Annotated in this window: 17 protein-coding genes and 1 pseudogene; 13 read left to right on the top strand and 5 right to left on the bottom strand. The window is 57.5% G+C overall.

The features are described from left to right. Positions 1 to 302 precede the first annotated feature (302 nt). The gene (locus DBIPINDM_RS41945; protein ID WP_258589817.1) at positions 303 to 653 is read left to right on the top strand and encodes a hypothetical protein; all 351 of its coding nucleotides are present in this window, start codon (positions 303 to 305) and stop codon (positions 651 to 653) included. Positions 654 to 1,088: 435 nt separating this feature from the next. Here DBIPINDM_RS41945 and DBIPINDM_RS41940 read toward each other — a convergent pair whose 3' ends face one another. Continuing rightward, a complete protein-coding gene (locus DBIPINDM_RS41940; protein WP_258589816.1) occupies positions 1,089 to 1,229 on the bottom strand; it encodes an EncA/B family entericidin in 141 nt (46 codons plus the stop codon). Between the two features lie 734 nt (positions 1,230 to 1,963). On the opposite strand from DBIPINDM_RS41940, the gene DBIPINDM_RS41930 reads away from it, so the two are divergent. The 3 genes from DBIPINDM_RS41930 (at position 1,964) to DBIPINDM_RS43480 (ending at position 3,371) form a co-directional block, all read left to right on the top strand. Further along, positions 1,964 to 2,167 (top strand): CsbD family protein, encoded by a 204-nt coding sequence (locus DBIPINDM_RS41930; RefSeq protein ID WP_258589815.1) that lies wholly within the window; start codon positions 1,964 to 1,966, stop codon positions 2,165 to 2,167. Positions 2,168 to 2,249: 82 nt separating this feature from the next. Then, positions 2,250 to 2,555 carry a helix-turn-helix transcriptional regulator gene (locus tag DBIPINDM_RS41925; protein WP_318036970.1) on the top strand — a complete coding sequence of 102 codons (306 nt, stop codon included), beginning with the start codon at positions 2,250 to 2,252 and terminating at the stop codon, positions 2,553 to 2,555. Positions 2,556 to 3,206: 651 nt separating this feature from the next. Next, a complete protein-coding gene (locus DBIPINDM_RS43480; protein WP_323806069.1) occupies positions 3,207 to 3,371 on the top strand; it encodes a hypothetical protein in 165 nt (54 codons plus the stop codon). 57 nt (positions 3,372 to 3,428) lie between these two features. On the opposite strand, the gene DBIPINDM_RS41920 is transcribed toward DBIPINDM_RS43480, so the two are convergent. Beyond that, positions 3,429 to 3,707, bottom strand: coding sequence for a hypothetical protein (locus DBIPINDM_RS41920; protein WP_258589814.1), 279 nt, complete (start codon positions 3,705 to 3,707; stop codon positions 3,429 to 3,431). Between the two features lie 590 nt (positions 3,708 to 4,297). Between DBIPINDM_RS41920 and DBIPINDM_RS41915 the strand changes: the two genes are divergently transcribed. From DBIPINDM_RS41915 to DBIPINDM_RS41900, 4 genes are all read left to right on the top strand, one after another. Beyond that, entirely contained in the window at positions 4,298 to 4,465 is a 168-nt protein-coding gene (locus tag DBIPINDM_RS41915) for a hypothetical protein (RefSeq protein WP_258589813.1), read from the top strand. A gap of 185 nt (positions 4,466 to 4,650) precedes the next feature. Then, on the top strand, positions 4,651 to 4,854 hold the full coding sequence (locus tag DBIPINDM_RS41910) for a hypothetical protein (protein WP_258589812.1): 204 nt from the start codon (positions 4,651 to 4,653) through the stop codon (positions 4,852 to 4,854). 100 nt (positions 4,855 to 4,954) lie between these two features. Then, the gene (locus DBIPINDM_RS41905) at positions 4,955 to 5,620 is read left to right on the top strand and encodes a hypothetical protein (RefSeq protein WP_258589811.1); all 666 of its coding nucleotides are present in this window, start codon (positions 4,955 to 4,957) and stop codon (positions 5,618 to 5,620) included. Positions 5,621 to 5,976: 356 nt separating this feature from the next. Next, a complete protein-coding gene (locus DBIPINDM_RS41900; RefSeq protein ID WP_258589810.1) occupies positions 5,977 to 6,639 on the top strand; it encodes a hypothetical protein in 663 nt (220 codons plus the stop codon). Positions 6,640 to 6,747: 108 nt separating this feature from the next. Here the strand turns inward: DBIPINDM_RS41900 and DBIPINDM_RS41895 are convergent, their stop codons facing one another. Together DBIPINDM_RS41895 and DBIPINDM_RS41890 are read right to left on the bottom strand one after the other, a co-directional pair. Next, a complete protein-coding gene (locus tag DBIPINDM_RS41895) occupies positions 6,748 to 7,431 on the bottom strand; it encodes a hypothetical protein (RefSeq protein ID WP_258589809.1) in 684 nt (227 codons plus the stop codon). Positions 7,432 to 8,079: 648 nt separating this feature from the next. Continuing rightward, complete coding sequence (locus DBIPINDM_RS41890) at positions 8,080 to 8,472, bottom strand: hypothetical protein (RefSeq protein ID WP_258589808.1); 393 nt, start codon at positions 8,470 to 8,472, stop codon at positions 8,080 to 8,082. 147 nt (positions 8,473 to 8,619) lie between these two features. Here DBIPINDM_RS41890 and DBIPINDM_RS41885 point away from each other — a divergent pair. The 5 genes and pseudogenes from DBIPINDM_RS41885 to DBIPINDM_RS41865 all read left to right on the top strand — a co-directional run bounded on the left by DBIPINDM_RS41885 (position 8,620) and on the right by DBIPINDM_RS41865 (position 12,156). After that, positions 8,620 to 9,581: pseudogene (locus DBIPINDM_RS41885) on the top strand (IS1595 family transposase). 247 nt (positions 9,582 to 9,828) lie between these two features. Beyond that, positions 9,829 to 10,110 (top strand): DUF3892 domain-containing protein, encoded by a 282-nt coding sequence (locus DBIPINDM_RS41880; protein ID WP_258589807.1) that lies wholly within the window; start codon positions 9,829 to 9,831, stop codon positions 10,108 to 10,110. 119 nt (positions 10,111 to 10,229) lie between these two features. Further along, the gene (locus DBIPINDM_RS41875) at positions 10,230 to 11,000 is read left to right on the top strand and encodes a hypothetical protein (RefSeq protein ID WP_258589806.1); all 771 of its coding nucleotides are present in this window, start codon (positions 10,230 to 10,232) and stop codon (positions 10,998 to 11,000) included. 108 nt (positions 11,001 to 11,108) lie between these two features. Next, positions 11,109 to 11,396, top strand: a complete 288-nt coding sequence (locus tag DBIPINDM_RS41870; protein WP_258589805.1) for a hypothetical protein — start codon at positions 11,109 to 11,111, stop codon at positions 11,394 to 11,396. A gap of 91 nt (positions 11,397 to 11,487) precedes the next feature. Next, a complete protein-coding gene (locus DBIPINDM_RS41865; protein ID WP_258589804.1) occupies positions 11,488 to 12,156 on the top strand; it encodes an outer membrane protein in 669 nt (222 codons plus the stop codon). A gap of 486 nt (positions 12,157 to 12,642) precedes the next feature. On the opposite strand, the gene DBIPINDM_RS41860 is transcribed toward DBIPINDM_RS41865, so the two are convergent. Next, positions 12,643 to 12,834, bottom strand: a complete 192-nt coding sequence (locus DBIPINDM_RS41860) for a hypothetical protein (protein ID WP_258589803.1) — start codon at positions 12,832 to 12,834, stop codon at positions 12,643 to 12,645. Positions 12,835 to 13,117: the final 283 nt, after the last annotated feature.

The raw sequence follows: 13,117 nt of genomic DNA, 5'->3' as shown, positions 1-13,117 counted from the left end.
GCGAGATCTCCAAAGCTCGCCGATGTTCTATCGCCTAAGGCGCCGCCTGCGTCATTAGCGGCCGAGGAAACCTTAATCCAAAGGCTGGCGAGCCTCGCGAAAGGGCCTCGAGCAGGAGCCTATTGACTCCAATGTTCTTATTTTGTTCACTGTCGGCGTTGTTGGCTACAGGAGGCGAGCCATGGAACTTCGCTTGAACATAGAGGGCGCCACGCCCGAAGACACGCGGTGTCGCCGCAGCTGAAGATGTCTTCGCTCATGCCGGCGTCACGGCTTTGCAAGGCGCTTAAGGCCTTTTCGCTTTGGAAGGCTGGGATATCAAGGGATTTCCGGAAGACGACAGGCCAACCGAAGACGAGGATCAAGCCGCGACGATCTGGCTTGAGGCGGACGAGGCCGCGACGAAGGCTTGTTGTGCTGGATGGCCGGAGGAAAGAGTTCCGCGCCATCAGATCCTGGAACTGATCAACGTTCCCCGGACCAGATTGCAGGGTGAGGCGATCCCAGAAACCTGGCCGGCACGCAAGCAGCTCTATCCCGACGTCGTGCAGCGGCTGGAGGTCACGACCGGGCCGGACCGTCAGATTGATTTCGATATCGCGGGTCGGAACAAGAACTGTTCCCAGCGACACGCTAGGTCGAAGGGAGCATGAACGTCATGCGGCGTGGCGTAACCAGCCGGAAGTCTGAGCGACCGGAAGCCTTCAGGCATCTGATGTTCTGCATCCCCGGTGTAGATGCCGGATCCGATCGAGCTCAACGACGCCGTGATTTTGCCAGGGGCTCGCTGCGATACAGCGGTTTGCCTCAGGCGGCGGCTAGCGCCGCGGCCTTCGGGCTTTCCGACGCCTGGCAAGCGGTTCAGCCATCATCCACAGCACCATGCTGCGGTCCCCGGAGAGGTTGCGGCTGTTTCGACGGGGCGCCAAGCTATGCCGCAAGGCGGTCGGCGTTGGCAAAAGGCTTCCGGCCTCGGTCGCAAGGCTGCAGAAGCGCGAGCCACCGTTACAAAAAAGGCGCTTGGCCAGCAAACAAACCGCGTCTTGCAGCGCGGCTTTTTCCCAGAGGTTGGAACAGTAGCGTTCGGATTAGGGTTTCTCGACGGTCTCGTCCACAGCCTTGGCGGTGGATTTGACATCCTTGCCGACCCCACGGACCGTATTGGCGCAAGCCGAAAGAGCCAGAGCGCAAGCAAGAACGATGATCGGCACAACGCGTAATAATTTCATGAACGGTGTCTCCCTTTTAACAGATAGATTACTGCAACGAAAATCAGTTTAAGCGGGTTCCATGGGAATCGCGAAACCAACAATATTCCAGCGTCGTGATGCACGATCGCGGCAAGGGATCGCCTGGTAAACACTCCCCGTATCTTCCTCGATCTCATGGCTGCTTATGTTGACTGCCTCGCATCGGCAAATAGCTTCTGCGTCAGTTCGATGTCCGCCCCGACGGTGTCGCGCACACTGTTGGAAAGCCATTGATGCAAGAAGTTGGTGTCACGTATCCTCATGCTACCGCTATCTGCTGTTTTTTAGCACCCGCGCTTCCCGAAGGATCGACGAGCGATCCGTGCCGACCACCGAAACAATGTGGCGGATTTGCTCCTCGGTCACTCCGCACTCGCGGGCGAGCGCGCGCACGCTTTCAGGCGTTAGCTCAGGTCGTCTCGTATCCTCTGCCATAGCGCAAATCCTTGTTCCATCATAAGCCTCTGACCGGCATCAAGTTCCTTACCGCTCTCAATTTCAGTGAGGCGGCTTAGGTCGGCGCACCTGGACGACGAACCTCACGGCTCCTGCAACACGCCTGCGAACACCTTGTGAGTTATCCGACCTGTCGGAATCTTGCAGCGAGGCGTGCCGGATCTCCTCACCACGCAAGTGCCTTTAAGACCCTTGAAGCGGAACCTACTGGCTGGACGACCGTTTTTCTTTCATACGAAACAAAGGGAGTACGGATCATGGATTGGAACCGCGTCGAAGGAAATTGGAAGCAGGTCAAAGGCAAGGTGAAGGAGCAGTGGGGCAAACTTACTGATGACGACCTTGACCGTATCGCTGGCAAGCGGGAGCAACTCGAAGGCAAGATTCAAGAGCGCTACGGGATCGAGAAAGACTGCGCACGCCGGGATATAGACGACTGGTATGCCCGGCAGAAGTGGTAGGATCGCTGTGGGGCAGTTTTAAAGTAAGGGCGCTGCTACCCGGCAGCGCCCTTTTCGCAACGTCGATGCCACGGAGAAGAGTGTGCCTGTCCTGACCCCTGAGCAATCACGCGCGGCAAGAGCCCTGTTAGACTGGCCGCAAGCAAGGCTTGGGGGCAGATCACACCTGAGCGAGGGCACCATTCGGGATTTCGAAAAAGGAAGGCGAATCCCTCCCATAGCCAAGCTTGTCGCCCTTCGTGTAGCGCTGGAGATGGCGGGTGTGGTCTTCTTGGCAGACGGCGAAACGGCGTGCGGCGGGCCTGGCGTGCGGTTGAAGAAATCTCATGCATCCGCCATCCCGTTCCTGAATGGCGAGGCTGGAACCATCGAAAAAAACGAGATGTAGAAGGGCGCCAGCCTCGCGGGAGATGCAGAGAACGGGAATCACTCATCCAGGCGGCGCGAAAGCCATACGTTGCGGACCACCGCTGAGGCAAGGGTCCGAACCGATCCTATTGGGCGCGTTTTTCATTTGGTGGCAATGCGCCGATTCAGACGATCTCCAAACTCTCCGCGCGTATCGAGAAATCTCTTCCTTCGCGATTTCGATATTGCTCAAACTGCCGACCTTATGTCGGCCGAGTTCCGAAACGAGTAAAAGGGTAAAAGCGTAAATCCAATCCGCGTTGCCGCCGCGCCGCTGAGAAATGTATTCGGCGTGACTTCGACATAAGGCCGGGCCCGTTTCGTTTGAGCCGCACAGCCTCATAGTACGGCCGCCCGTTGGCTGAATCGCGTCGCGTCGCGCGTCCGAAGAGTTTGGTCGACATTTCGCGCTCGACGTCGCCGCTTAAATCATTTGAAGTCACCGATGGACCTTCGACTTTCAAACATCATTGATCGGCCCGCTTTCCGGATCAGTGACCTGAGCGACTGTCCATTCGCCGGCGCTTCGTTGGCAATTACCCCAGGGCCAAGCCGGACGAGTCGCACGTGGACAAAGTGACCGGCGAACTAATTCGCACCTTTGCCTGTCACCTGCGAGCCGAATGACCTGATGGCGACCGTCCACGACCGGATACTCGTGATCCTAGCGCCGGAACACTGCATGCGCTGGCTCGGTCCGGAGCTCGATCCTCGAAATCTGATGAAGCCCTATCCGTCCGACCTGATGAAGATATGCCGATCGCATATGTCGGGACGCGAAACATACCCGATATGATCGATGAGATCGGCCGCGGGTCGTCAGACCTGTTGGATCTGTGAAGCCCGGCAGCTTCTAATTCACGCGCCGTTGCGTAGTATATTTCGGGTTCGCGCGTAGCGCTTTTGCGATCTCTCCCTGCAGATGCTTCGACAATCCAACGGCCATATCGCCATCGTCCATCACGCTGGCAATCAGTTCGGCGCTAAGCAGCGTATGGGCATACACAGCCGCCTGCGGCGAGAGCGTATTAAGCAGCCTGGCTATCTTCCGCGAAACACGTTCGATCTCAGGCATTTCCTTGGCGATAATCGCGTTCACATAGGCCTGTTCTTCTTCGGTCACGTGGCTCATCGGTTACTCCAATCACAGATGTGTTCGCCCTCAATACGATGCTCGAAGCAGAACCAATGCGAGTGCTGGCGGTGTCGTGCAAAGCCAAATCCTGCTGCTTTAACGCAGCCTTGGTGCTCGCAGGCGTGGCCTAGGGCTACGCTGCGTTCACGCGCTTGGGCCGCTTCTCCAAGCGTGTTGGTTCGTCGCTCATATCAGAAAGATCCGCAAACCGCTTGACGATCAAGCAGTTTGTTCATCTTCTGTTCCCGTGCGTGGGGCTAACTCTGAAAAGGTGTCGCGATGGCTAGGACGAAACTTTCCAAAATGAGCTTCTAAGGCTGAAATTGAGCGCTTCATGGTGGCGGCCGAGGCACTGCACAAGAGCGTCGTCGGCCCGCTTCTCGCGCCTATCCTCAGTTCCGATGCCCGGGTTGAGTGCGCCCAGATCGCCGATGGAACACGATCTGCGTCTGTTACAACCCGCCGGGAGAATGCCGCGCATATCTGGTCTCACTGACAGCCGGTTGTCAGCTGTGTCGTGAGACATTGTTTGCAAAAAGCCTCAAAGCCGATTCGCCGGCGAAGGATCCAGTTTGGAACGCAGCCCCATGAAACGGATTGCCCTGTCGCTTTTTGTGATCGCATCTTCGGGCGCCTACGTCTGGGGCCAGGCGGGCAAGGACCCCACAGGCGACGTGATCGACACCGCAGGCCCCGCCGGTGCCACCGAGAAGACCGTGTTGCTGCTCCTCAGCTCCACCATCGGGTTCCCATAACTATCTGATAAGATAGCGCATTTTCTGGAACGATCCGGCTATCCCCATTTCGGTCCCCACTTTGCCTGGCTGCGCCCTCCCGAATTTCAAACTGATAAGACATTGTCGGCGTAGCCTTTCTTCCGCCACCCAAAGCGCGTTCATAGCCTTCGCATATTCGTCCGAGTGGCACTAAAGGAGTTCACATGGCTGCTACCGCAGTTTTGGTCTGGTATCTGGTAATCGCCGGCCCGCAGGGCGGCATGGTGGTGCTGCCCAGCACCTTCGACAAGCGCGAACAGTGCACCGCCGCCATCGCCGAATATCAGAAGCAGCCGGCGCCGACTGGTTGGTCGTTGCAATGCGTCCCCAGCGCGACGCCGTTCACTGACAATGGATCAGCCGAATAACTGCGATGTCGCTTTCCGGCTGCCTATCCAACGCATGCGAATTGCCCGACATGGAATGACGTGCAATTATCATTCGAACGCTTTGCAGGGGGGAATACCAATGGCGTTCGACTATTGCCATCCGACCGCGCCGCACAAAAAGCTGCGCTTGCCCAACTGGTATGTTTCCAGCCTTATGATGGATAGGGCGCTCGATGCTGTGGCGCGCAAGGTCAAGACACTCGACCGCAAGCACGACATCCCCTATCTCGCCGGCTATTCGAAGGATGGGAAGACGATCTATATCGACCGGCATATGCCCAGCGAATGGGAATATAAGGGCCGCAAGATCAACACCGACCGTTTCCTATTGTTGCACGAGGAGGTGGAGAAGTCTTTGATCGACCAATTGGACCTGCACTATCTGCACGCCCACCAAATCGCCACTCGGGCGGAAGAAGCCGCCGTGCGAGCGGCCGGCATCTCCTGGCGTGACTATGACCGCTTCATGCAGAAGTACGTGAAGACGATGGACGATGAACGGCTTACCAAAGTGCCGGCAGACCTCGACCTAAAACCCTACCGCGACGAACATGATACCGATCTGCTGGAGCGCATGGCCACCAGTATCGAGAAGGGCATTTACCCCGCAGGCGTCGACAAGGCCAAATTGCACGCCAAGATCAAGGCCCAACTTAAGACGGTCATGACCCACACGCATCAGCCGAAGGGCCGTGCGGCGGCGAAGGCCAACGCTGCCGCGAAGAAGGCGACGGGGCCGCGTTAGCCAAGGCAAGTCAGGACAGGGTTCTGCTTCTGCCATTCCAGGCCGAGCGCATCTCCGGCAGATAGAGCATTTTTTTCCGAGCCTGGGTCGCCGTTTTTGAAGATCGCGGATCACTCATGCCGGCGCGGCCTTCCGGTTTGCCCCACGTGCCGAAATTAACTCAGATGGAGCCCGACGCCGTCGTTTTTCGTAATTTACGAATCCGTAAGTCGCTGGACCCAGTGCACGCGCCTACAACGTCACTTGAGCGGCAGCCGCTTGCTCGAAAGGGAGAGTTTGCGATGCGATTTCAGTTTGCCCCTATGTTTTCACTCGCTGTTGCTGCGTCCGTTCTGGCGCTTGCGCCGAGTGCAGGCATGGCTGCCACCAAGACCGCCAAGGAATGCAATGCCGAATATGCTGCCAACAAACCCGCCATTCAGGCCTCGGGTGAGAAGAAAGCGGATTTTATAGCAGCGTGCCGCGCGGGCACTGAGGTCATCCCTACCGGCATAGCACCGGCTACAACCGCTGCTCCCACCAAGAAAGCGGCCCCGGCGTCGACCAACAGTGCGGCCACCACAGGGAACGTAAAAACGGCAAAGGCCTGCGATGCCGAGTACGCAGCCAACAAAGACGCGATCAAAGGATCTGGCGAAACCAAGAAGGATTTCGTCGCAGCCTGCCGCGCCGGAACCGAAGTGATTCCCCCGACCCAGAACACAACTTCGACCGTGACGCCTGCGAAACCCGCGCCAACCACAACAACGGCACCGACCACCACCACAGCTCGGCCTAAGAATGCGCCGGCTCCGGCCGCGACCGCCACGCCGACTGGTGCCAACCAGTTCGCGACCGAGGGGCAGGCGAAGGCTCGTTGCCCGGCCGGCATAGTGGTTTGGGTCAACCTGAAGTCGAAGATTTTCCACTTCGCCGGAAGCAGGAACTACGGGAACACAAAAAAGGGCGCCTATATCTGCGAGTCTGATGCAACCGCGTCGGGTTTCCGCGCCGCCGAGAACGAAAAGCAACCGCAGTAGTCGGCGGCGATCTCCTGCGATCCGCATATACCCAAACGGCTTCGCCCGCTGGCTTCGGCTGGCGGGCCACCACCGTTAGCTACAGCCAGAGCCGGCCACCCTTGAGCATCACGATATCGGGGTCTTCCTCCTCGTCCTCTTCAGGCTCATATGGCGCTGGCGCCTCGAGCAGGTCGATCCTGCGTAGGTCAGTGCCGCCCATGGTGCATCCAGGGAGAGCGTTTTGAAGGTGTCGTACTCTCGGTTGTAGCCGGTGACGTATTCTTTCATGCGGGCGCCAACGTGCTCCAGCAGCAGCTTGCCTTCCAGTACGGCCAGGAGCATCGAGTTTATGACGTCGTCACGCATGAACCGCGGCAGCGCAGAACTGACGGCACGGCTGACCACCCGATATACATCCTCCGGGTTATGGCGAATCGCATTGATCGATTTGGCTTTGGCCTCTGATCGGCGCTGCCAGACCAATACTCGGTCGTAGTTCGCCGCCCTACAAGTCCTCTGGTAGGTTAGGGCCTCGTCATGGTGTTCTGTGGAGTACTTTTTGTTGTAAGCGGCTATTTCTTCTCGATGGGCCAGCCGGTAGGCCTTGCTGTATATTTTTACCTTGGCCAAGCGCCTAAGCCGGTACTTTCGGCGCAATTGGGCTTCTTTTTCAGGGTCCTTAGCTCGTCGTAGACGCCTCTGCTCTCTGTTGGCAGCGCTGCGATTATGCTCCTTGATCTTGTCGCGATTTGCTTCGCGGTAACGGCGTTGTGCCTCTCGGTGCTTGATAGGGTCCTGGGATTTGGCCATTCTCAGAAACTCGCCGATAGCGACGCTGGAAATCTGACAGCCCGTTTCGTTCGACAACACCGTCGTGTGCGAGTTAGTACCGCTAATCCCGTTAGTCCCCACCGCCAAATGCAAAGCCCGCCACCGGACGGGTCTGAAAGGCGGCAAGCGCGCTCACGACCGCACCGCCTTCCGTGTTGCCTGTTGACGCGAATGAAGTTCGATGCGCCCGGCAAATGCGGCTTCATCGCGGGCGATGGCAAGTGCGGTTTCGGGCGTCCCGCCGCCGTTCCGCCGCAGCCATTCCTGTTTCCAGCGCAGATGGCGAACCGTTGCCGCGGGGATGAACACCTGTTTCAGGCCCTCGGTCCGCCAGATACGTTGCGCCGTTTCTCCTGTTGGATAACCACAATTAAAGGGGCGCGGGCCGGCTCAGGCGGGCGCCAGGACGACACACGAGGGAAGCTTCGGCGGTGTAGGAGAGCGGCCGGCAAGAACGCGCGCTGGCGAGGCTCCTATTCCGATCGAGGCGTCCTGTGCCTGGCAGCCGGGTTAATCGTGAACGCACGGGTCACTCCATTTTTGGTTGTGACATTCGCAGCGTTCCCATGTTTCCATACATGCAAGATTCGCTCAAGCGTTTCATCTGCAATAGTGCGGGGCACCGGACTACAATGCCATCATCGTCACTTGGTGAGCCAGCCAGATAGATCGATATCCCCGCCGGGGACGCCCCGCTACGTACTTATGGGGTGAATCATCGCTGTATGATGCGATGCTTGGGCCCCTTCCATGCGAGAAGTATTCCATGCCCACAATCAGCCGCCGAGGGATCTCGTGAAGCTTCCCCTCAAGAACGCTAAGTTGTGACGGCCATTGCGCGAGCTTTGGATGGTGCCGATTGTCATAAACCAAAAACTCGCCTGCCGCATAGCGTTCGATCGTGATCATCGGGGGACATGCCCGAGCTTGTTCTGCTGCCTGAGCGTCAAGCTTGTTGGCCTGCTCAAGCGTTTTGCGTAGCTCTTCCTCCTCTTTTTCCGCCTTTGACCAGCCGAACATGCGCCCCAAGCCCCTTCGCCTTCCTTTGGGTAAGCATCATGCAACCCACAGCCTGTGGCAAGATAAATGGAATGAGGAATATAATCCTAATTATATACTTGACGTACCATGAGGATTTTGCGATAACGAATCCAAGGAGTTACCGCAATGTTCGATCTGACAAACGCCATTTACCACGACGCCGACAAGGCCCGCGAGCATTTGGAGGCTATCCATTGGCCTCATGGTCCGTTCTGCCCTCATTGCGGCAATGCCAATCCTGAACGCATTACGAAGCTGGCGGGCAAGTCCACGCGCCCCGGAGTCTACAAGTGCAACGAATGCCGTGCGCCGTTCTCGGTCACGGTCGGCACCGTCTTTGAGCGCTCCAAGATCGGCCTGCATAAGTGGGTGCTGGCTTCGCATCTCTACGCCTCGTCAAAGAAAGGTATGTCCGCGCATCAGTTGCACCGCATGCTTGGCGTCACCTACAAGACCGCATGGTTCATGGCGCACCGCATCCGCGAAGCCATGAAGGAAGACGTGAAGTCGAGCGGCCCGCTTGGCGGCGAAGGCAAGACCGTTGAAGCCGACGAAACCTATTTTGGGCCGAAAGACACCATCAAGAAAAGCGCACCATTCGCGGCAAGCCTTCCAATTCGTCCAAGCGCTCCATTGTTGGCCTTGTCGAGCGCGGCGGCAGAGCTCGCATGTTCCACGTCGAGCGCGCCACCAAGGCATCTGTCCGCGATGTGCTGGTCCGCAATGCCGACCGCAAATCGACGCTCATGACCGACGAAAGCAATTTCTACCCGATCACCGGGCAGGAGTTCGCGGACCATGCGACGGTCAAGCACACTGGTGGCGAATATGTGCGCTACGAAGCCGACCGCACCGTCCACACCAACACGATTGAGAACGTGTTCTCAGTGTTCAAGCGTGGCATGGTTGGCGTCTACCAGCATTGCGGCGAGGCTCATTTGCACCGCTACTTGGCCGAGTTCGATTTCCGCTACAATCGCCGCACCGCTCTGAAAATCTCCGATGCAGAACGCGCCGTCGATCTACTTCGCATGGCCCGCGACAAGCGTCTGACCTATCGGCGGATTGGTGAAGCCGGTCACGCCTAAGCAAAAGGCACGCAAATTTCTGTTGAGGCGAAAGAAAAAGACCCTGTGAAAACCGGGTATGGCAAACATTAGGGCTTGCTAGCGGTGTTCTCTATCTGTCCGAATGCAAACGGCGGTGATTTTCCCGAATCACCGCCGTTAATGCAACCAAGCCACAGGACGGCTAGGCACATGAGAACGAACACCAAACTAGACTCACCGGTGATTCCGTCAAGCCTTCCTGTGGCATCACACAGGAAAAATACGCATGACCAGCACTCACCAAGTCACCTGCCATACACCTGTTAACAACGATGCAGACCGACGTATACAAGACCTAGGTGGCCCTGACGGCGGCGGATGGTATCAACCGCTCGATTACCTGATTACCGGGATCGACAGCGGCGCCTACAAGCTGTGGACAGTCTCCCCGGATGGCAAGTCCGTTTGGATCGTTGTCGCTCAGCGTGCCAACGGCAGGAAATATCTCAAGACCGAGCCTGATGGCGTTGAGCCGAATAATTTGCTGGCGCTTCGCCGCTGCTCGTAGAGCCGTCCGGCGCTACGGGCTTCTTGCCCTTCCCGGTCTTCGGATCGGGAGGGGTCTTCAACAGGCGGCGCAAAACCTCGTCGCCCTTTTCCTGGTCTTTGTCTTTTGGAGATTCTGGCATGAAACTGTCCAATGTCATGAAGGGCACTCGCTTAAAGGTCAAACGGGCCAATAGCCACATTGATGCGCTTATCCGCGATACAGCCGTGCTGCCCAGAGATTTGTATGAGGTCACGAATGGCCCCCATTACAGCAATTTTCTTCTCGCTAAGCCAGATTCGTTTGCACTGGCCTTTCGGCCCAAAGAGCCAATCCCAGAGCATTTTGGCGCCATCATGGGGGATGCGGTCAACAATCTCAGGGAGGCCCTCGACTATTGGATAAACGCCGCTGTTCGGTGTGTCGGACCCGCAAGGAAACTTCACTTCCCCTTTGTTGGAACGGGGGAAAACCTTGTAGCTTCCCGACACTACGTCGCGATAGAGAAGGCCTTCCCCGACGCCGCAAAATTCATCGCGAAAGACATTGATCCTCGTAGGGACGCGAATCTCCCTCTCTGGGCCGTCACTGGGCTCTCCAATGACAACAAGCATAACGACTTCCTGCCCATAGTCTCTATCGCAACGGTCGGGGTCGAACGGGCGAGTTCCATGGGAGTTTATATTTCCGACGGCACCTTTGGCGGGGATTCTGAAAGCCCATTTGTAATGATCGCATCCAAGTCGCCAATCGCCGCTCAGAAGGATCTCAAAGTCTCCGCACAGATAGCCTTCCAAAAGGGAACGGTTTTCGAGTACGAGCCTGTTATCCCAACACTGGCGAATATGTCCAAGGTCGTCTCGCAGACGCTCGACGCTTTGGAAAAATTCATCGCTCCCTATTGCAAATGATTGCAGAGCATGTGCCGGCCTGAATCATAGGATTTTATTCCTTGGTACGTCAAGTATATAATTAGGAATATAATCCTTCGTTGCGGCGACCCTCCAACGGAGATCGCCATGCCTCTCAAGACTCTCGCCGATACCCTTGCCGCGCGCGAAAGCGTCCACGTCAACTGCAGCCATCCCATGTGCTGCAGATCGACCAAACTCGACATACAAGCGCTCATAGGCCGCCTCGGACCTGGCCATGGCTCGATGCATGAGGATCTTGTCGGACTGTTCGTCTGCTCGCACTGCAAGGCCGCGGGCCGCGATCGGCGCCCGGTGTTCTTCACATGCATTCCTGACTACGAGGGCCAGCAGCGGGAGCGGAACCGCGACTGGAAGCCGGCGTTCGATCGTTAGTTCGATAATAATTCCAACTTGTTGCAAAAGTAGCGCAGACTCTCGGCTAGAAAATGGGCAAAGCTGTACCTGGTCATTGGAGACGACGGCATTGAAACTCGCTCTCATCTGTTGCGCTGCGTTCCTGGCAGCATCTTCGCCAGTCTTGGCGGCCGACCTCGTTGAGCCGGTGGCCGCAATGCCATACTCATGGACCGGCTTCTATGTCGGTGCTCAAGTTGGAGGCGCATGGAATAACAGCCGTTGGTCGCCAGTAAGCGTTCCGGGCTTCGTTCCCTTTAATACAAACGGGTCGGGAGTCGTGTACGGCGGCCAGATCGGCTACAATTATCAGATCAACCAATTCGTTATTGGCATCGAGGGTGACTTCGCAGGCTCGACTGTCAAGGGCGACGACCAATGTTCGACCACCGCAGGCACAACCTGCGAGACCAAGCAGGACTATCTGGGTTCGGTGCGCGGACGCCTTGGCTACGCGGTTGACCGTTTCCTGATCTACGGCGATGCCGGTGTTGCCTTCACGAAATACAAATTCGCGGAGACCGATTTTCCGCAGTCGTTTGGTGGCGGGGCAAGGGTCGGCTGGACGGCAGGCCTCGGCGCTGAATATGCTTTCACCGACCATTGGACCGCTGGCGTTGAATGGAACTATTACGATTTCGGCTCGAAAGATGGCGCGAGCAGCCTGATTCCGGCCAACGTGCTCAGCGCTCGCGAGACCGAGAACACTGTCGTCGCCAGAATTAACTACAAATTCTGAGATACGCGTCGGACGCTTAAGCCGAGTTCTTCGCCGGGCGATAGTGTAGGCGTATTCTTGCCCGCACGCTCCAACGGACGCACGAAGCGCTGTTGAAGACTGTAACATCACCGGCGACGATGCACCGTTCATCCGATGGAATGGGACAGGGGCCGGCGCGGCCGCCTGCGGCTCGCTAGGCCAACAGGCTTAATTGCGAGCTGGCTTGTGTAGGGATAAATCAATTAGGCGGGGAGGACCCGAGCCCCCACCGCAGTGGCCGGTGCGGGGCCGCCCGATAAGTTCGTTTTAGGCCGTCCAGGGGAATGTGGCTGATGGCCGACGAACGGGACGAAGCGCGCGCCAAACCGAGCGATTTTATCGTTAAGCGATTGGTCGCTGAGGCGGGTATTACCGAAACGCAAGCCCGGGAGCTTATCGCAATACTTGGCGCTCACAGTTGGTCATCGCTGTTGCGAGGGGCGCGGATATTGAAGGGGGGTGACCTTAGCGCCCGATAATATGGTTGATCATGGTTTCGTCCGGCTCGCGGCCCGTGAAGTCCTGAAAGAGCGATTTGGCATGCGCCGCCCAGTGCTCTTCCGTCAGATTTAGCTCGCGAACCGACTTCCTGAAGGCTTCGCGCACTATATCGAATTCGAAGGCCGAGACGTGCTCGCCTGTATCGCTCTGGTCCATGATGGTAGCCCTCACGTAACCAATTGACGATCGAAATATATCCCGTCGGCAGTGGGGTTCAATAGGATTCGATTGTACGACTTTAACCAAAGGCGCGGAGGCAATTGTCGGCCTTCTGGCGCGCCCTAGCTCCCGCATGCGGCGACCAAGAAGCCGCAGTGACCGGCGCGGTTTTATAGGCAATGCTTTCACCGGCGGCCGCGTCGGTCATTTTTTGGGCCGGATTGGTTTAGCTGCTGATCCTACCGGGCGGTCGGCGACGGCAAGCCGGCCAATCCCACGT

Source organism: Mesorhizobium sp. AR02 (genome assembly GCF_024746835.1).
Lineage (GTDB): Bacteria > Pseudomonadota > Alphaproteobacteria > Rhizobiales > Rhizobiaceae > Mesorhizobium.
Note: the sequence above shows the minus strand (reverse complement) of the source record. Positions and strands in the feature narration are given on the sequence as shown.